We start from the raw sequence: 18,900 nt of genomic DNA, 5'->3' as shown, positions 1-18,900 counted from the left end.
GAACCCTTTTGACCGTATCGCTCACCATCGAAAAACTTTCCGCCCATTACGGATCGACACAGGTCCTCAAGGACCTGTCGATCTCGGTCGCGGCCGGCGAGCTCGTGTCGCTGCTTGGCTCATCCGGCTGCGGCAAGACGACGACACTGCGGATCGTCGCCGGTTTCCTGGAACCGACCAGCGGCCGGGTGCGGCTTGGGGATCGCGACCTCACCACCCTTCCGGCGCATGCCCGCGATATCGGGCTCGTGTTCCAGAACTACGCGCTCTTCCCCCACCTGACTGTGATGGAAAATGTCGCCTTCGGTCTGAAGCAGCGCGGCATTGCCAAACCTGATCGGGCCAAGCGGGCAGGGAGCATGCTCGACCGCGTCGGCCTTTCGCACCTGGCCGACCGCCTGCCGTCGGCGCTGTCAGGCGGCCAGAAGCAACGCGTGGCACTGGCCCGCGCGCTCGTCATCGAACCACCGCTCCTGATGTTCGATGAGCCGCTCTCGAACCTCGATGCCAAACTGCGCGTGGACATGCGCGTCGAAATCCGCCAGTTGCAGAAGGCGAACGGTACGACATCGCTTTATGTCACCCACGATCAGGAAGAAGCCTTCTCGATCTCCGACCGCGTGGCGATCATGAATGCAGGCCGCATCATGCAGCTCGACACGCCCGAAGTCCTCTACCGCAAACCGGCCAACGCCTTCGTCGCCAGTTTTGTCGGCTTCGAGAACCTCGTTCCGATGAAGGTGGTCTCCCGCGACGGCGCAACCGTCACAGCCGAGGCTGCCGGCGGCGCGAAACTGTCGTTCTCGCAGGATGTCTTCGGTGCGATCAAGGACGATTTCGTTCTGGCCACCCGCGCCGACGGCCTTGTTGCCCGGCAGTCCGGCGAAGGTATTCCCGCGACCCTTGGCACCCGCACCTATCTCGGCCGAGCCTACCAATACAAGTGTGTGACCGTTGCCGGCGAGATCACGGCGAATGGAGCGCTGTCCGAACCATACGACCCTGGTACGAGCGCCGTTCTGGTGCCTGTCGCGGAACAATGCTGCATCCTCGATCCCGAAGCCTGAGACGCGCTTGCCGTTTCGCGGCATGCGTTTATTTTTCAGGCACGTCATTGAGGGACGAGCGATGTCTTCCACCAACCGCAAAGCTGCCAGTCTTTCACTCGATGCCGGGCTTATTATGGAGGCACAGGAACTGGCGATCGATCTCTCCCGCGCCGCCGAGACAGGCATTGCTTCAGCCATCAAGGCGGAGAAAGAGCGACGCTGGGGGCACGATCATGCGGAGGCGATCAAGGCTGAACAAGAATATATCGCAAAGCATGGATTGCCGCTGGCCAAGTACCGGCAATTCTGATGGCTCGCTTCGATGACATGACTGCTGCTACGGATTCTCTCTTCCAGGGATTCTAGTCGGTTACGACGCCAAGCCGCCCCTCAAAAGTATGACTTTTCGCAGCACTTGCTCTCGACAAGGCGGGCCTGCCCGCGCTATCGAAGGCCAAAATGTTCGGGGAGGAAACCGAGAGATGCCAGAGCCTAAGTCGATCATCCTAGATTGGGGCACGAGTTCGCTCCGTGCCGCGCTCGTATCTGAAACGGGCGAAACGCTCGATACCCGGGATACGACAAGCGGCGGCATCCAGTTCGTTAAGGATGGGGCCTTCGAGGCCGCCCTGATGGAAACGGTCGGGGCATGGTTCGACGCGCACGGCGCAATCCCAGTCCTCGCGAGCGGCATGATCACGAGCCGCAATGGCTGGATTGAGGTGCCTTACGTCGATGCGCCCGCGGGTCTTGCCGAACTGGCAGCCGGCACGCGGCAGACCACGCTTGGCAACGGCGCGGTAGTCACCTTCCTGCCCGGCATGCGCGATCCCGCGGCAAAACCGTTTCCGGATGTGATGCGCGGCGAGGAAACGCAGATCGTCGGCTTCGGGCTGGAGAAGAACCGCACCCTGGTTCTGCCTGGAACCCACAGCAAGTGGGCACGGGTCGAGAGTGGCCGGATCGCCGGTTTCCAGACCTATGCGACCGGTGAAATCTTCGCACTGCTGACCAAGCATTCCTTTATCGCCAAGGCATCGGAGCCTGCACTGGGCGCCGAGCCGCGCTGGGAGGCATTCGACCGGGGTGCTGGGTTTGCCGCAAGCGACGCGCGTTCTGCCGACGCATTCCTGTCTGCGGTCTTCAGCGCCCGCACCGGCGTGCTCGCCGGCGTTCTCGCGCCTGACGATATCGGCGACTACGTTTCCGGTCTCGTCATCGGTTCGGAGTTCCGGCAGGCCCGTGCCGCGGGCTGGCTGAAGCCAGGTGAAGCCATCGGCATTGTCGGCAACAACGTACTCAACAGCCGCTACAGCCGCGTCGCTCCGCTGTTTGATCTCGATATAGAGCCGGGCCCAACCGATGCCGCCAAGCGCGGCGTCCAGTTGATCGCCGGACAATTGCAACTGACGAATGAAGGATAGTTCGATGACGTTCCAAGACGCGCTGCAAGCCTGCAATCTGGTTGCCATCCTGCGCGGCATCACGCCTGACGAGGCCGAGCCGATCGGCGAGGCGCTGATCGAAGCCGGCTGGCGCATCATCGAAGTCCCGCTCAATTCGCCGGAGCCGCTGAAGAGCATCGAGAAACTGCAAAAGCGGTTCGGGGACAGGGCGCTGATCGGTGCGGGAACGGTGCTGACGACCGCTCAGGTCGCAGACGTCGCCTCGACGGGCGCAACTGTCATCATCTCGCCGAACGCGAACCTCTCGGTCATCGAAGCGAGCGTCTCGCGCGGCATGATCAGCCTGCCGGGCGTCGCGACGCCGTCTGAAGCCTTTGCGGCGATCGGCGCCGGTGCGACCGGCATCAAGGCCTTCCCGGCGGAGGCGATCCCGCCCATGGTCATCAAGGCCTGGAGGGCAGTTCTGCCGAAGGATATGCCGGTTCTGGCCGTTGGCGGGATTACGCCTGACAACATGAAATCCTTTATCGACGCCGGCACGAACGGCTTCGGCATCGGCGGATCGCTTTACAAGCCGGGCGACGATGTTGCGTCGGTGGCGGCCAAGGCCAAGCTATTTATCGAGGCGATGCGCCGCAGCTGATACCGAATCAACGCCATGCGCCAATCCGCGCATGGCCTTTTTCGACCAATCGGCGTAAAGCAGCGGTTCTTGAATCAGCAATGCACCGCATCCTTATGAAAATCCTTCCTGAAGAGCAGTTTTTTAAAGACGAACCGCAGTTCGAGGATGACATGGGCGAAGACGAACTTGTCCAATCTGCGTATTTCCTGATCGAGGTGCTGACCTTCGCCCCGGTGGCGAAACCGGGCACGCCCGAAGAGCCGTCGAAACCATCGCCAAATCAACGCTTTCGGACCGAAGGTTCCGTGTCCGATGCGGCCTGCAACCGGTTGACCGTACGTCGGAACTTGGCCTAGGCATAGTTCCCCGCCATACTCAGCCGAGATTCGCATGACGATCATCCGACCCGACATCAGCGCCCGCGCTGCGGCCGCTCCGCGTAGCGGTATTGGCGAAATCGTCACCTATGCACGCGGTCGTGACAACCTCATGCCGCTGTGGATCGGCGAAGGCGACCTTGCGACGCCCGACTTCATCACCCGCGCGGCCAGCGACGCGCTTCTCGCAGGCGAGACATTCTATACCTGGACGCAAGGGATCCCGGAGCTTCGCCAGGCAATCCTGCGCTACTACCAGCGCCACTACACGGCCGATCTCTCAGTCGACAACATCTATGTCACCGGATCGGGCATGCAGTCGATCGTGCTGGCGATCCAGACGGTCGCATCGGCCGGCGACGAAGTGATCTATTTGTCACCGGCTTGGCCGAACGCTGCCCATGCCGCGAGTGTTTCCGAAGCAAAGGCCGTACCTGTCGTCCTCGATTTCATCGATGGCAGGTGGGTGCTCGATGCGGGCCGACTGGAAGCTGCGATCACGCCGAAAACCCGGGCGCTGTTCATTAATACCCCATCCAACCCGACGGGCTGGACGGCAACGAAGGATGATCTCCAGGCGATTCTCGGCCTTGCGCGCCGCCATGGTCTCTGGATCATCGCCGACGAGATCTACGGGCTCTACTATTTCGAAGGCACGCGGGCGCCGTCGTTCATGGATGTCATGGACGCGGAAGACCGCATCATCTTTGCCAACTCGTTCTCGAAGAACTGGTGCATGACCGGCTGGCGTATCGGCTGGGTGGTGGCGCCGGCGGAGATCGGCCAGACGCTCACCAATCTCATACAGTATTCCACGTCAGGCGTTGCGCAGTTCATGCAGAAGGGCGCGATTGCGGCACTCGACCTTGGCGACGAGTTCATTCGCTCCAATGTCGAGCGTGCCCGAACCTCGCGCGACATTCTGTGTGACGCGCTGGTCGCCACCAACCGTGTCGAAACGCGAAAGCCCGAAGGCGCGCTCTACGCGTTCCTGAAGATCGACGGCGTAACAGACAGCCGCGCCGAAGCCTTCAGGATTGTCGATGAAACCGGCGTCGGCATGGCGCCGGGCACCGCATTCGGCCCCGGCGGCGCTCCCTTCATGAGAGCATGCTTTCTGCGCGACCCGAAGCAGATCGAAGATGCAGCCGAGCGCCTGTTCGCCTACATCCGCCGACGCTGACCGGACGAGCTTGTCAAGATCGGCGATGGGCGAATGCCGGTTTCGAACTCCACCCATCAGAGATCTTAAGAGATCGACGTCAGTTGCACTGACCGGCCTGGTTGAGGGCTGCGGTCACGCCGCTGAGCGAGAACGTATAGGATGTGCGGGTGCCTCTCCCCGAGACCGCCTGAAGGGTCATATTGCTTCCCGTACGCATGGCGTCGATCATCGCGGAATCATTGCTTTCCTGCTGCGTCCAGCCGGAGTTGCCCCGCGGCGTCATGGCAAAGGATTTGCCATCGATCGTGACCGTTATCTGTGAGCTGTTTTGAAGATCATATCCCATGATGGCCTGCGGATAATATCCGCTGCCCGAAGGCTTGGGCGCCACGAGGAAGAAGTTATCGCCGTGGTTGACGCTTGCGGGCGTCGCCTGTTTCGGAATGGTCAGGACGTAGCAGCTTTTCGAAGCTCCCGCCTGATAGGAATAGACGTTCCAGTCGCCGAACTGCCTCAGCATCGTCGGGCTCGGCTGGGCAAATGCCGGCAGGGCAATCACGGCTGCAAAGAGAGGCGCAAGGGCGAAAGGTTTGAAGGACATCTCGTCTCCTGTTGGGAATGGCAAGGGAAATACGGGTACGAATGCATCCGTAAGTGATCCCATAGGGGGAGGAGGCGGTTACCGGAAAGTTAAAACTTTCACCTTCTGCGCCGTCGCCTCCGCCAAACCCGGTCTGGAACCGGGCAGATGTGATCACCCGAAAGAGACGAAATATCGCGTTTCCGGTTCTTTAGCGCGATCGCTGCGGCCAGCCTCACGGCATCTTCACAAATGCGTCAAACCTGTAACGAAACCGAGGCTTTTTGCCGTGAGGCGATGCGGACAAGAAAAGTCCGGCTTGATGGCGCCTGACTAAGTTCGATCTCCGAATCGCCCGGATGCAGCAGGATCGCATCATACGCGCCAAGCAATGTGCCGTCTTTCAGCACCAAATCCGACGTCGGCAGAACCAGGGTCACGTCCGAACCGTTCGACGTAATGACGCGTTGACTGACGGAGAGCATCGTCACGCCGTGAATAAACTTTCCGCGCCGGGTCATGACATTGAGATCGGTGATCGGGCCAGAGAGTAGCCTTGCGCTGGTCACTGCATCGGCCGGAAACGCGTGGGGCGGCGTGTCGAGGCGCAGGACACGATCGGGCTCGCCCTCAACCGAAAGCTCGATCCCGTCGCCCGTCAAAATGCTGAGGGTCCGGTCTATGTCCGCGAACACAGAGAACGGGCCGTCCTCGGCCACCGTCGCCATGCTGATACGCCAGTCGAAATCATCGACCGACGCAGCCTCGGGAAAGACGGCGATCTCCACCGTCTCGCCCTTGCCGTTCTTCCAGGGCATCCGCTTATGGTCCGATGCAGGCAGGATGCGCATACGCGTCAGTTCCCGAGGATGCCGGGAAGGCGAAGACCCTTGTCTTCGGCGCAGTCGATCGCGATCTCGTATCCCGCATCGGCGTGGCGCATGACGCCGGTTGCCGGGTCGTTCCACAGGACACGTTCGATCCGCCGGGCTGCATCATCCGTTCCGTCGGCGCAGATGACCATGCCGGAATGCTGCGAATATCCCATGCCGACACCGCCGCCATGGTGCAGCGACACCCAGGTAGCGCCTGATGCGGTGTTGAGCAGCGCGTTGAGAAGCGGCCAGTCGGAGACCGCGTCCGATCCATCCTTCATCGCTTCCGTCTCGCGGTTCGGCGAGGCGACGGAACCAGAATCGAGATGGTCGCGGCCGATGACAACAGGCGCGGACAGTTCGCCGTTCCTCACCATCTCGTTGAAGGCGAGACCAAGCTTGTGGCGATCCCCCAGACCCACCCAGCAGATCCGCGCCGGAAGCCCCTGGAAGGCGATGCGTTCTCGCGCCATGTCCAGCCAGTTGTGCAGGTGAGTGTTGTCGGGCAGCAATTCCTTCACCTTCGCATCGGTCTTGTAGATGTCCTCAGGATCACCCGACAGGGCAGCCCAGCGAAACGGGCCGATACCGCGGCAAAACAGCGGACGGATATAGGCCGGGACGAAGCCCGGAAAGGCGAAGGCATTCTCCAGGCCTTCGTCCTTGGCGACCTGGCGAATGTTATTGCCATAGTCGAGCGTCGGCACGCCGGCATCCCAGAACGCGACCATGGCTTCGACATGCGCCTTCATCGATGCGCGGGCCGCAACCTCCACGGACTTGGGATCGCTTTCGCGCTTGGCCTTGGCTTCCTCAACGGTCCAGCCGATCGGCAGGTAGCCGTTGCGCGGGTCATGGGCGGATGTCTGATCGGTGACGATATCCGGGCGAGCGCCGCCGGCCTTCATGCGGGCGACCAGTTCAGGGAAGATTTCGGCAGCGTTGCCGAGCAGGCCGACCGATTTCGCTTCGCCCGCCTTCGTCCATTGGTCGATCAGCGCCAGTGCTTCGTCCAGCGTCTTCGCCTTGGCATCGACATAGCGGGTGCGCAGACGAAAATCGATGCGGGTCTCGTCGCATTCGACGGCAAGGCAGCAGGCGCCGGCCATGACGGCTGCGAGCGGCTGGGCGCCGCCCATGCCGCCGAGGCCGCCCGTCAGGATCCACTTGCCCTTGAGGCTGCCGCCATAATGCTGGCGGCCCGCTTCCACGAAGGTCTCGTAGGTGCCCTGGACGATGCCCTGCGTGCCGATATAGATCCACGAACCCGCGGTCATCTGGCCGTACATGGCCAGGCCCTTCTTATCCAGTTCGTTGAAATGGTCCCAGGTTGCCCAATGCGGCACAAGGTTGGAGTTGGCGATCAGCACGCGCGGTGCATCCTTGTGGGTGCGGAACACGCCGACCGGCTTGCCGGACTGCACGAGAAGCGTCTCCTCCTCCGTTAGCGTCTTCAACGTCGCGACGATCTTGTCGAAGTCGTCCCAGGTGCGGGCGGCCCGGCCGATGCCGCCATAGACCACGAGTTCATGCGGGTTTTCCGCCACATCGGGATCGAGGTTGTTCATCAGCATCCGAAGCGGCGCTTCGGTCATCCAACTCTTGGCATTGAGCTCGCTGCCCCTCGGCGAGCGGACATCGCGGATGTTATGGCGTGGATTGGTCATGACGTAGCTCCCAATTTCTTCTGATCATCAAACTTCAAGCACTGGCAGGATGCCCGGCGAGATGGCTTTGGCAAAGGCGCCGGACGCGACCAGTTCACTTGCGGCCTTTAGATCCGGCGCCATGTAGCGGTCATCCTCGAGCGCCGGCACCGCTGCGCGCAACACGGCAACGGCCTTCTCGAGTTCAGGGCTGGTCTTGAGCGGCCCACGCAGTTCGACGCCCTGGACGGCTGTCAGCGCTTCGATCCCGAGAATGCCGAACAGGTTTTCAGTCATGCCGAGCAGGCGTCGCGCGCCGTGGCAGGCCATCGACACGTGATCCTCCTGATTGGCGGAGGTCGGCGTCGAATCGACCGAGGCGGGATGCGACATCTGCTTGTTCTCGCTCATCAGCGCAGCCGACGTGACTTCCGCAATCATCAGGCCCGAGTTGAGACCCGGCTTCTTCGAGAGAAATGCCGGCAGGCCGTAGGAGAGAGCAGGATCGACCAGAAGCGCGATACGGCGCTGGGCGATCGCACCGATCTCGCAGATCGCGAGCGCCGTCTGATCCGCGGCAAAGGCGACCGGCTCGGCATGAAAGTTGCCGCCGGAGACGACGGAATTGTCGGACAGAACCAGCGGATTGTCGGTGACGGCATTCGCCTCGATTTCCAGCGTCCTTGCCACGGACCGCAACAGATCGAGGCAGGCGCCGTCGACCTGTGGCTGGCAACGGATACAATAGGGATCCTGAACCCGCTCGTCGCCTTCGATGTGGCTCGCACGGATTTCGGAGCCTTCCAACAGGTTGCGAAGTGCGGCACCGGCATCGATCTGTCCCTTGTGGCCGCGCAGGGTGTGGATGTCGGGATGAAACGGCGCGGAAGAGCCCATAGCCGCGTCGGTCGACAGGGCGCCTGTAACAAGTGCCGTCTGGGCGGCGCGATGCGTGCGAAACAGGCCCGCAAGCGCCAGTGCGGTGGAGGTCTGGGTACCGTTGATCAGCGCCAGCCCTTCCTTGGCAGCGAGCACGACTGGTGTCAGACCCACCTTGGCGAGCGCATCGGCAGACGCCAGTCGTTCTCCCTGCAGGAAGGCTTCTCCTTCGCCCATCATCGTCGCGGCCATATGGGCAAGTGGTGCCAGATCGCCGGATGCGCCGACCGAGCCCTTTTCCGGAATAACCGGGATGACGCCCTTTTCCAGCATGCCCTCGATCAGGCGGACCAACTCGATCCGGACACCGGACGCGCCGCGGCCGAGCGAGATGAGCTTCAGCGCCATGATCAGCCGCACGACATTTTCCGGCAGCGGCGCGCCGATGCCGCAGCAATGCGACAGGATGAGATTGCGCTGCAGGGTGGCGAGATCGGCACTGTCGATCTTGATCGAGGCAAGCTTACCGAAGCCGGTGTTGATGCCGTAGACCGGTGCGTTTCCGGCAGCGATTTCCGCAATGCGTCGCGCCGCCTTTTCGATGCCGGCATCGAAGGAGCGATCGAGAACCGCCGAACCATTGTTCCAGTAGAGATCGGAAAGCTCGGCCAGAGTAACGCTGCCGGGCTGAAGCGTGATCGTCATAGCTGTTGACCTCTAAAGACGTTCGAATGAAGCGGGTTGAAGCCGATGCGGTAAACCAGCTCGGCCGGTCGCTGGATGTTCCAGATGGCGAAGTCCGCCGATTTTCCGGCCTCCAGCGTGCCGGTTTCGGAGAGAAGACCGAGCGCCCTCGCCGCCTCGCGCGTCGCACCGGCGATGCATTCTTCGACGGTCAGCCGGAAAAGTGTCGCCGACATGTTCATCGTCAGCAGCAGCGAGGTGAGCGGCGACGTGCCGGGATTGCAATCGGTCGCAATCGCGATCCTAACGCCGGCATCGCGCAGCAGCTGCACCGGCGGTTTCTGCGTTTCGTTGATCGCATAAAAGGCGCCCGGCAGAAGAACCGCAACCGTGCCCGACGCCGCCATCGCAGCAGCGCCCTCGGCGTCGAGATATTCGAGATGATCGGCGGACAAGGCACCGTAGGATGCCGCCATGGCGGCACCGCCGAGATTGGAAAGCTGTTCGGCGTGCAGCTTCACGGGCAGGCCGAGCGACGTCGCGTGATCGAAGACGCGGCGCATCTCCGCAACCGAAAACGCGATACCTTCGCAGAACCCGTCGACTGCATCCACCAGGCCTTCCGCATGGGCAAGGTCCATAGCGGGCAGCACCACGTCGGTAATGTAGTCGCCGTTGCGTCCGCGGTACTCGACGGGCGTTGCGTGGGCGCCGAGGAAGGAGGTGACGACCCGCACCGGGCGGATTTTTTCGAGCGCCCGGGCGGCGCGCAGCATGTTCAGTTCGCCCTCGATCGACAGGCCGTAACCGGATTTGATCTCGAGCGTCGAAACACCTTCCGCGAGAAGCGCATCGACCCTTGGCAGGGCCGCCTTCACAAGCCCGTCGACGGAAAGAGCGTTGGTCGCCTTGACGGAGGAGACGATGCCGCCGCCTGCGCGCGCGACCTCTTCATAGGTGGCCCCTTCGAGCCGCATTTCGAATTCCATGGCGCGATCGCCGCCGAAGATCAGATGCGTATGGCAGTCGATCAGGCCGGGCGTGATCACCCTGCCCTCCACGTCGATGATCTTGTCGGCATCCGGAAAGGTCGTCGGCAGATCGGACAGGGGGCCGGCGAAGACGATCCGGCCATCCTCTACGGCAATGGCACCGTGCTCGATGAGTGCAAGGCCTTGCGCCTCGTCGGCAAGCGTGAGCAGCCGGGCGTTGCGCCACAGCGTTCTGGTTGGCGCCACCGGTGAATTATCGCTATTCTCGACCACGAAGCCTTCCTCTTTTTATTTTAATGTATATACATAAAAACCCATGGCAAGAAGAATTTGCAAGAGCCTGCTGACCGCAGACTGGACCGACAAATGGAGTTGGCAGTGAACACCATTTTTGCAGAAAACGCACTCATTGGCGGGGAATGGGCGAGCAACACTCGCCTGACGATCGAGCATGGGACAGTGCGGTCGATCGAGCGTGACGCGATGCCTGATGCCACCGACGAGCGGCACCGGCTAATCGTGCCCGGCATGGCCAATCTTCACAGCCACGCTTTCCAGCGCGCCATGGCGGGACTGACGGAGGTTCGCGGATCGACAAGCGACAGCTTCTGGAGCTGGCGCACGCTGATGTACAAATTCGCCCTGTCCATGACACCTGACGATATCGAGGCGGTCGCTGCGCAGCTCTATATGGAAATGCTGGAGGCGGGCTTTACCCGCGTCGGCGAGTTTCATTACCTTCACCACGACCGCGATGGGCGCCACTATGCCAATATCGGCGAGCACGCGGAGCGGATTGGTGCGGCCAGCGCTGCCACCGGGATCGCTCTCACCCTTCTGCCGGTCTTCTACGCCCGCTCCGGTTTCGGGGGAATGGCACCGACGGAGGGCCAGCGACGCTTCATCAACTCGGTCGAAAGCTTTTCCACGCTGATGGAGGAATGCCGGAAGATCACGTCTGCGCTTCCCGGCGGCCAACTCGGCATCGCGCCGCACAGTCTGCGGGCCGCGACGCCGGAAGAACTGCGGGACGTTCTGCCGATGGCAGGTGGAGGCCCGATCCACATCCATATCGCCGAGCAAACGAAAGAGGTCGAGGACTGTATCGCGTGGTCGGGCGCACGTCCCGTCGAATGGCTGCTCGCCAACATGCCGGTCGATGAGCGCTGGTGCCTGATCCACGCTACCCATATGACCGAGGCGGAAACGCGCGACATGGCACGCCGAGGAGCCATCGCCGGTCTCTGCCCCATCACGGAAGCCAATCTCGGCGACGGCATATTTCCGGCGCCGGCATTCCTCGAGGAAGGCGGCCAGTTCGGCGTCGGCTCGGACTCGAACATCTCGATTTCGGTCGCGCATGAACTTCGGCAGCTCGAATATTCGCAGCGTCTTGGACTACGCTCGAGAAACGTCGTGGCACTACCGCAGCAATCGACGGGTGCGCGCCTGTTCCAGGAAGCGCTGAAAGGTGGCGCCCGCGCATTGCAGTCGCAGGACGACATCGTATCAGGTGCATCGGCGGATTTCGTTTCGCTCGACCTTGAGGCCGCCCCCTACCTTTCGGCAGATCAGGTTCTCGACCAGTGGATCTTCGCTGATACGATCAAGGTGGATTGCGTCTGGGCGGCGGGCAAGAAGCTGGTGACGGGCGGTCGGCATGTGAGCCGAGAGACGATCCTGCCGGGGTTCCAGGCCGTGATGGCCGCTCTGCTTGACGCCGGCTAACCGGATATGGTGGAGAACCCTTTTGACGCAGAGAGCCGAAGGACTTCGCCTTGACCGGAGAAAAAGAGATCAAGGCGACGCGTGCGGTGGGCACACTGCACCAGAAGATCCTGGGCGACATCGAGAACAATATCGTCAGCGGCGAATGGCCCCCGGGATACAGGATCCCTTTTGAGGTCGAGCTCGCCAAGCACTACAATGTCTCGCGGATGACCGCGAACAAGGTTCTGACCCAGCTTGCCAATGCCGGGCTGATCGAGCGGCGCAAGAAATCGGGCTCCTTTGTTGCCCAGCCGCGCAACCAGGCTGCCATTCTTGAGATCTACGACATCGAAGATGAAGTCCGCGCCCTGAACAAGGACTACCATTTCCGGATGGAGGAATGCCGGGAGCGGAAGACTGTGGCAACGGACCGGCTGCGCCTGAGCGTCTCCGGCAAGGAAAAATCCATCTACGTCGTCTGCCTGCATTTCGCCGACGGGAAGCCGTTCTGTCTCGAGGAACGACTGATCAATCTGAAGACCGTGCCGCAGGCAAAGGACATGGATTTCTCGACGGTTTCACCGGGCAAGTGGCTGATCGCGCAGATACCATGGACCGCTGCGGAACATCGGATCTCGGCCCAGCTTGCGGACGAACAGCTGGCAAGGCGGCTGGAAATCCCGCCGCAGTCTGCCTGCCTCGTGGTAGAACGCAAGACCTGGGACGTTTCCGGCCCCGTTACGTCGGTGCGGTTCAGCTACCCTTCCGACAGCCATGCGATCACTGCACGCTTTGCTCCGGCCTCGAGCTGAGACCGGTTTGCCCACCCCAAGCCTCCCCCCGCCCATTCAGGCTTAAAATGCGGTCTGTCGCAGCAGGCTCGCCATTTCGCGTTGGACTTCGGGGGCTCAACGTGACCTAGTCATATGGTTCGTCGGCATAGAATGCCATCGATCCGGCGTTTGGAAAATTGGCGGCGCTGCCTCAATACGGACTGCGGGACCAAAAAGCCGGTTACCTGCGAAACGTCACTGGGCTTGCTATCATCGACTAAGCGGATGGCAGCAAGATACCCGACATGCAAACGTGGTAGTCCGACATTCGGAGCCATGCTGACGACAGAGGCTGCCATGACACTTTCTTTCCCAAATCCCGCGCGCAGTTACGATGAATCGAAAAGACGCGTCCGCTTTCTGGGTCATGACGGCATGTTCGAGGTTCGGTTCTTCGTTGCTGCTGAAGTTCTCAGCAGCAACCTTGTTGAAAGAACTGCCGTCAGCGATGATTATCTTGCCTCTTTCGATGCGCTACGACCGAAGATCCTGAAGGCAGCCCAAGCTGCCTACAAGGCGAAAAACGCACAATCCATCATGCTAGATCTCGAGAACTTCAAATGAACAGACTTCTGCTGAGCGTGATCGCTCATCGTCCCGACATGATGTATTTATCCGATCTGACCCAATGTCAGTCGAACTCGGCTCGGTGATCGCATGACGATCTTTTCGGTTCGTCACCTTACGTCCTACCAGTATCATAAGCCGGTCGAGTTCGGCGAACACAGGCTGCTGTTCCGACCAAGGGACAGTTTCGACCAGACGCTGCTCGTGTCGCGCCTCGAGGTCTTTCCAAAGCCTGCCTATGTCCGCTGGATCCATGACGTGTTTGGGAACTGCGTGGCGCTGGTCGGTTTTGAGGGTGCGTCTCAGAAGCTCCAGTTCGAAACGACCATCAGGCTCGATCATACGCCGCAGCTCGCGATGGATTTTCAGATCGACGAGGAAGCCCTCACCTATCCCTTCACCTATGACCCGGTGGAAGCGTTCGATCTGGAATGCACCATCCGTCGCCATTACCCGGATGCCAACGACGAGGTTGGCAAATGGGCGCGGCAGTTCGTCAAACCCGGCCAGCCGACCGAGACCGGCCGATTGCTGATGACGCTCTGCTACGCGATCCGTGAAAGCTTCGTCTATGCCCGTCGCCACGAACACGGCACCCAGGCTCCGCTCGAGACGCTGCAGCTGCGTCGCGGGACCTGCCGCGACTTTGCGCTTTTGATGATGGAAGCCGCACGGGCCCTCGGCCTCGCTGCACGTTTCGTCACCGGCTATATCTACGTTCCCGATCGCGACGGATCGACGACGCTTGGAGGCGGGTCTACCCACGCCTGGTGCCAGGTCTACCTGCCGGGAGCCGGATGGGTGGAATTTGATCCGACCAACGGCATTGTCGGCAACCGCGACCTTATTCGCGTCGGCGTCGCCCGCGACCCGAAACAGGCTATCCCGCTTCGTGGCAGCTATGACGGTGAGGCGGAAGATTTCAAAAGCATGTCAGTGCAGGTCAACGTCACGACCGACGAGTTCCAGGCCAAACTTCATGGCTAAACGGAACCGTATCAACGCCCGGGCATTGCCGCATTGCTGCCATCTCGTCAACGGTATTTAGGAGACATCGCTTCATGAGGATACGCGCCGGTTTTCATCTGGGCTATGAATGCCAACAGCCGACTGCCATGCTTCTGGCGTTGAATATCCACCCCTCCCGTCGCGTAGATCTATTGACCGAACAGGTGCTGACTTTCGACAGACCGATCGAAGCCTGGGGTTATCAGGATGTCTTCGGAAACGCCTGCAGCCGCATCGTTGCACCGCCCGGCCTGACGACGATCTCGACCGAGTTCGAGATCTATGACACCGGGCTCCCGGACCCGATCCCGGAAGATGCGCAGCAGCATCTCATCCAGGATCTACCCGACGACGTTCTGGTGTTCCTGCTGGGCAGCCGTTATTGCGACACGGACCGTCTGTCAGACTTCGCCTGGAACACGTTTTCCTCGACTGATCTGGGCTGGCCGCGCGTCAAAGCCATTCTTGATTTCGCGCATAACCGCATTGCGTTCAACTATCAGAACGCCGATTCGCTGCGGACCGCGTTCGGCGGCTTCAACGACCAGACGGGCGTGTGCCGGGACTACGCGCATCTGGCGATCACCCTGTGCCGGTGCATGAACATTCCCGCACGCTACTGCACGGGTTATCTCGGAGACATCGGTGTTCCCAAGGATCACAATCCGATGGACTTCAGTGCCTGGTTCGAAGTCTATCTCGGCGGCCGCTGGCACACTGTCGATGCCCGTCACAACAAACCTCGTATCGGCCGGATCCTGATGGCGACCGGTCGCGATGCGACCGATGTCGCGTTGTCTACGGCCTTCGGCCCGGCGATCCTGGCAAGGTTCGAAGTGATCACGGACGAACTGCCGATGGGCGGAGACGGGCAGGCGTAATAGCCGCGCCGAGTTTCTGACCCTTTGAGCTTTATGACGTCGCGCCCGGTTGCGAGAGCAACTAGCGCGGCGACGTAAGCTTGCCGATCTGTTCCGCCAGCTGTGCCTGCGTATACGGCTTTCCGAGCCGCGCAACCTCAAGATCAACGCCAGGCGGAAGATCCGCGTAGCCGGAGGCGATCAGGATTGGCAATTCGGGCAGCAAGGCTCGTGCAGCCTTCGAGAGTTCGCCCCCGGTCATGCCAGGCATGGAGTAGTCGGTGATCATCAGATCGAACTTTGGTCCCTTACCCAGATGCTCCAGCGCCTCCTTGCCGGAATGGGCTTCGACCACGTCGTGTCCGAGATCCAGCAGCATGTCGGCGGAACTCATGGCGATGAGGACGTCGTCGTCGACAAGCAGGATACGCTTGGGACCACCCTGATATTCTGCCGGAGGCGATGGTGCCTCGGCCTGCCTCGGCTGCTCGGCAGCGGAAGAGACCGGAATCCACAATTCGGCGGTGGTGCCGGAACCGATCCTGCTCGACAACTTCAACTCTCCCTTTAACTGGGACGCCAGGCCGTGGATCATCGACAATCCGAGGCCCGTTCCCTTGCCCAGTTCCTTCGTTGAGAAAAACGGTTCGATGGCTTTCTGCAGCGTCGCCTCGTCCATGCCTTGGCCTTCGTCCTTGACCGAGAGCACGACGTAACGCCCGGCTGCCAGCGTATCGTTTGAGAACCTCTGCTCTTCCTGGCTGAGGCTGATCCGCAGCGTGCCACCGTCGGGCATGGCGTCACGCGAGTTGACGGCGAGGTTGAGAAGCGCCAGTTCGATCTGGTTGGCATCTGCCGAAACCTTCGGCAGATGATCCGGTATCGCGGTTTCGACGAGGATGGTCGACCCGACCGAGCGTTCGAGAAGGTCGCGCATGCCACCGATCAGGGCGCCAAGGTCAACCGGACCGATCTGCAAATCCTGGCGGCGGGCAAAGGCGAGCAGCCGCTGGGTCAACGACGCCCCGCGTCTTGCACCCTGAAGGGCGCCATCAATCAGCCGTTCGGCTTTCGGATCGCCCGCAACGAGCTTGCGGAGCAGTTCGAGATTGCCGAGCACTGCCATCAACAGGTTGTTGAAATCGTGGGCGACGCCGCCGGTCAGTTGGCCGATCGCCTCCATCTTCTGCGCCTGGCGCAGTTGATCTTCCGCCCGCTCACGCTGCGACACCTCGTCCATCACGACCGAATGGGCCTGTTCAAGTTCACGCGTCCGCTCGGCGACACGCTCTTCAAGCAGTTCGTTGATCTGCCGCTGCTGCTTCTCGTTGATGACCCGGTCGGTAATGTCGGCGGATACGCCGACCAGCTTGACCGCCTTGCCCGAGTGGTCGCGGTAGAGCTGTGCCCGCACCTCTGCCCAGCGCACGGTGCCGTCGCGCCAGACGGTGCGGTATTCGACAGAATAATCCTCACCGCTCTCGGCTGTTGCGGTATGAGCATCCTGTACGCGTTGCCGGTCATCGGGATGGATGCTGGCAAAAAGGTCCTGATAGGTGAACGCCTCTTCCGGACCGCGTCCGAAAATGCTCTTGCAGGTCGCAGACGTGCTCAGGACATCGGTTGCAAGATCCAGTTCCCAAGCGCCGAGCCGACCGGCCTCGAGTGCTGTCTGCAAACGCCGCTCTCCTTCGTCGAGAGCTTCCATCCGCAGACGTGCATCATATTGGCGCCGACGCCCGCGTGCGGCAGAACGGGCAACGCTGATGAATGTCGTTGCGTGGAAAGGGCGCTCGATGAAGCTGACATTGCCAAGGACCTCCGACAGCCGCGCAGCTGCGGGATTACGCTCCGGACCACCGCCGCGGTTTGTCAGAATGACGAAAGGTAGATCCGACCAGCTCGGCTGGTTCTCGATCCACTGGGAGATGGCGCGCAGGTCGGCGGAGCGCAGAGCTTCCTCGGTGATGACAGCGAGCGCGATGTTGTCGTCAAGGCTGTCGACGAAACCGGACAGGTCCGGGGCCGCCTTCGAAGCGATACCGGCTTCCTTCAGGAGGGATGCCGCAATCTGCGCATCGCGACCGTGTGGGGCATGAATGAGGCCGACGGCATCTCTGTTAGGAATGGCTTTCGTCCTCGTTTGAAAGCTCCAGCAGTTGCTGCTTTTCGCCGACAAGCGTCGGTACACCGCGCAACACGCCCTGGAAACCGGAAAGCGGATCGCCCAGTGTCAGCCCTGCATCGGTGATGCGAAACTCGCGGATGGTTTCTTCGTGCCGACCGGTTCGCTTCTTGATGACCGAGACAGCACGCCGAACCCTGCCCAGTGCCTCGAAATAGCGCAGGAGGATAACTGTATCGGCGAGGTAGGTGACATCGACCGGGGATTTCATGTCTCCGACGAGCCCGTGCTGGGCAACTGTCAGAAACGTATTGGCGCCTTGCCGATTGAGGTATTGTAGCAGCTCATGCACGTGCAGGATCAGCGCGTTTTCCTCGGGCATCGACGCCTGGTAGCCGTTCACGCTATCGATCACGACTGTCCCGGCCTTGAAGGTCGCCACGCGATCCCGCACGCGTTGCGAGAATTCCCCCGGCGAAAGCTCGGCCGCATCCAGCTGCTCGATGTGAATAGCGCCGTCGTCGCGCATCTTCTCGAGGTCGATCCCCATTGCTTTCGTACGCGAGAACAACAGGCCGAGCTCCTCGTCGAATATGAAGACGGCTGCTTTCTCACCGCGCTTCACGGCAGCTGCTACAAACTGGAGCGCGAACAGGCTTTTGCCGGTACCGGCAGGTCCGATGAGCAGCGTGCTCGACCCGCGCTCTATACCACCGCCAAGAAGATCGTCGAATTCGGCAATGCCGCTTTTCAAAATAGCTCGGTCGAATGCCGTCTTGTGCTCGATCGCACGCAGCCGCGGAAAGACCGAGACGCCTCCGGTCTTGATAACGAAATCATGATAGCCGCCGCGGAACGCCTGGCCGCGATATTTGATCACCCGCAGGCGGCGGCGTTCCGAACCATAGTCGGGAGCCAGCTGCTCGAGATGAAGAACGCCGTGAACGACGCTGTGGACGGTCTTGTCGAGATTGTCCGACGTCATGTCGTCGAGCAAAAGGACTGTGGCGTCGGATCGAGAAAAGAAATGCTTCATGGCCAGGATCTGGCGGCGGTAGCGGAGAGAACTCTGTGCCAACAGACGGATTTCCGACAAACTGTCGATCACCACACGCTGCGGCTTCAGACGCTCGAAGGCCTCGAAGATCAGCTTGGTCGTCTCGCCGAGCTCCAGATCTGAGGAGTAAAGCAGGCTTTGCTGCTGGTCTGCGTCAAGCAGGCTTTCCGGGGGGACGAGCTCGAAGATTTCGATCGAATCCCCGAATTCGATACCGTGCGAAAGCGCGCTTTCCCGCAGTTCTTCTTCACTCTCCGACAGGCTGATATAAAGACAGCGCTCCTTGAGTGTTGCGCCTTCCAAAAGAAATTGCAGGGCGATCGTAGTTTTGCCCGTGCCCGGCGTCCCTTCGAGCAGGAAAACATGGCGGCGAGTCAAACCGCCCGATAATACATCGTCCAGTCCCCGAACGCCTGTCCTCGCCTTTGTACTCAAGCCGTCGATCATGTTTTTTCCTTTTGC

At 61.1% G+C, this 18,900-nt stretch carries 18 protein-coding genes; 11 read left to right on the top strand and 7 right to left on the bottom strand.

From position 1 onward, the window contains the following. Nucleotides 1-8 precede the first annotated feature (8 nt). From ACQY1J_RS04185 to ACQY1J_RS04160, 6 genes are all read left to right on the top strand, one after another. Entirely contained in the window at nucleotides 9-1,067 is a 1,059-nt protein-coding gene (locus tag ACQY1J_RS04185; RefSeq protein WP_430249519.1) for an ABC transporter ATP-binding protein, read from the top strand. A 61-nt stretch (nucleotides 1,068-1,128) separates the two neighbouring features. Then, complete coding sequence (locus ACQY1J_RS04180; RefSeq protein WP_192078723.1) at nucleotides 1,129-1,359, top strand: type II toxin-antitoxin system CcdA family antitoxin; 231 nt, start codon at nucleotides 1,129-1,131, stop codon at nucleotides 1,357-1,359. Nucleotides 1,360-1,531: 172 nt separating this feature from the next. After that, entirely contained in the window at nucleotides 1,532-2,473 is a 942-nt protein-coding gene (locus tag ACQY1J_RS04175; RefSeq protein ID WP_430249517.1) for a 2-dehydro-3-deoxygalactonokinase, read from the top strand. Nucleotides 2,474-2,477: 4 nt separating this feature from the next. After that, the gene (locus tag ACQY1J_RS04170; RefSeq protein WP_092664457.1) at nucleotides 2,478-3,098 is read left to right on the top strand and encodes a 2-dehydro-3-deoxy-6-phosphogalactonate aldolase; all 621 of its coding nucleotides are present in this window, start codon (nucleotides 2,478-2,480) and stop codon (nucleotides 3,096-3,098) included. An 80-nt stretch (nucleotides 3,099-3,178) separates the two neighbouring features. Continuing rightward, nucleotides 3,179-3,436, top strand: a complete 258-nt coding sequence (locus tag ACQY1J_RS04165; RefSeq protein ID WP_430249515.1) for a hypothetical protein — start codon at nucleotides 3,179-3,181, stop codon at nucleotides 3,434-3,436. Between the two features lie 34 nt (nucleotides 3,437-3,470). Further along, nucleotides 3,471-4,640, top strand: coding sequence for a pyridoxal phosphate-dependent aminotransferase (locus ACQY1J_RS04160; RefSeq protein WP_430249513.1), 1,170 nt, complete (start codon nucleotides 3,471-3,473; stop codon nucleotides 4,638-4,640). 79 nt (nucleotides 4,641-4,719) lie between these two features. On the opposite strand, the gene ACQY1J_RS04155 is transcribed toward ACQY1J_RS04160, so the two are convergent. The 5 genes from ACQY1J_RS04155 to hutI form a co-directional block, all read right to left on the bottom strand. Beyond that, nucleotides 4,720-5,223: an invasion associated locus B family protein gene (locus tag ACQY1J_RS04155; protein WP_062576716.1), complete on the bottom strand. Its 504-nt coding sequence runs from the start codon at nucleotides 5,221-5,223 to the stop codon at nucleotides 4,720-4,722. Nucleotides 5,224-5,459: 236 nt separating this feature from the next. After that, the gene (locus ACQY1J_RS04150; RefSeq protein ID WP_113165004.1) at nucleotides 5,460-6,053 is read right to left on the bottom strand and encodes a HutD/Ves family protein; all 594 of its coding nucleotides are present in this window, start codon (nucleotides 6,051-6,053) and stop codon (nucleotides 5,460-5,462) included. Between the two features lie 5 nt (nucleotides 6,054-6,058). Then, nucleotides 6,059-7,744 carry a urocanate hydratase gene (gene hutU / locus ACQY1J_RS04145; protein ID WP_430249511.1) on the bottom strand — a complete coding sequence of 562 codons (1,686 nt, stop codon included), beginning with the start codon at nucleotides 7,742-7,744 and terminating at the stop codon, nucleotides 6,059-6,061. 27 nt (nucleotides 7,745-7,771) lie between these two features. Beyond that, entirely contained in the window at nucleotides 7,772-9,307 is a 1,536-nt protein-coding gene (hutH, locus tag ACQY1J_RS04140) for a histidine ammonia-lyase (protein WP_430249509.1), read from the bottom strand. After that, nucleotides 9,304-10,551: an imidazolonepropionase gene (hutI, locus tag ACQY1J_RS04135; protein ID WP_430249507.1), complete on the bottom strand. Its 1,248-nt coding sequence runs from the start codon at nucleotides 10,549-10,551 to the stop codon at nucleotides 9,304-9,306. The genes hutH and hutI overlap by 4 nt, the downstream gene beginning before the upstream one ends. Before the next feature lie 105 nt (nucleotides 10,552-10,656). Here hutI and ACQY1J_RS04130 point away from each other — a divergent pair, with 105 nt between their 5' ends. From ACQY1J_RS04130 to ACQY1J_RS04110, 5 genes are all read left to right on the top strand, one after another. Further along, on the top strand, nucleotides 10,657-12,006 hold the full coding sequence (locus ACQY1J_RS04130) for a formimidoylglutamate deiminase (RefSeq protein WP_430249505.1): 1,350 nt from the start codon (nucleotides 10,657-10,659) through the stop codon (nucleotides 12,004-12,006). A gap of 50 nt (nucleotides 12,007-12,056) precedes the next feature. Next, on the top strand, nucleotides 12,057-12,800 hold the full coding sequence (gene hutC / locus ACQY1J_RS04125; RefSeq protein ID WP_430249503.1) for a histidine utilization repressor: 744 nt from the start codon (nucleotides 12,057-12,059) through the stop codon (nucleotides 12,798-12,800). Between the two features lie 297 nt (nucleotides 12,801-13,097). Further along, the gene (locus tag ACQY1J_RS04120) at nucleotides 13,098-13,385 is read left to right on the top strand and encodes a DUF1488 domain-containing protein (protein ID WP_371816237.1); all 288 of its coding nucleotides are present in this window, start codon (nucleotides 13,098-13,100) and stop codon (nucleotides 13,383-13,385) included. A 93-nt stretch (nucleotides 13,386-13,478) separates the two neighbouring features. After that, the gene (locus ACQY1J_RS04115; RefSeq protein ID WP_062458480.1) at nucleotides 13,479-14,375 is read left to right on the top strand and encodes a transglutaminase family protein; all 897 of its coding nucleotides are present in this window, start codon (nucleotides 13,479-13,481) and stop codon (nucleotides 14,373-14,375) included. 74 nt (nucleotides 14,376-14,449) lie between these two features. Then, nucleotides 14,450-15,277: a transglutaminase-like domain-containing protein gene (locus ACQY1J_RS04110; RefSeq protein WP_062458483.1), complete on the top strand. Its 828-nt coding sequence runs from the start codon at nucleotides 14,450-14,452 to the stop codon at nucleotides 15,275-15,277. Between the two features lie 61 nt (nucleotides 15,278-15,338). Here the strand turns inward: ACQY1J_RS04110 and ACQY1J_RS04105 are convergent, their stop codons facing one another. After that, complete coding sequence (locus tag ACQY1J_RS04105; protein ID WP_430249501.1) at nucleotides 15,339-17,435, bottom strand: PAS domain-containing protein; 2,097 nt, start codon at nucleotides 17,433-17,435, stop codon at nucleotides 15,339-15,341. Continuing rightward, nucleotides 17,377-18,885, bottom strand: a complete 1,509-nt coding sequence (locus tag ACQY1J_RS04100) for an ATPase domain-containing protein (RefSeq protein WP_062458489.1) — start codon at nucleotides 18,883-18,885, stop codon at nucleotides 17,377-17,379. The genes ACQY1J_RS04105 and ACQY1J_RS04100 overlap by 59 nt, the downstream gene beginning before the upstream one ends. Nucleotides 18,886-18,900 lie beyond the last annotated feature (15 nt).

The sequence above is a fragment of the Neorhizobium sp. DAR64860/K0K1 genome, from assembly GCF_050500205.1.
Lineage (GTDB): Bacteria > Pseudomonadota > Alphaproteobacteria > Rhizobiales > Rhizobiaceae > Neorhizobium > Neorhizobium soli.
The sequence above is the reverse complement of the archived record's forward strand: the minus strand, read 5'-3'. Positions and strand labels throughout refer to the sequence as shown.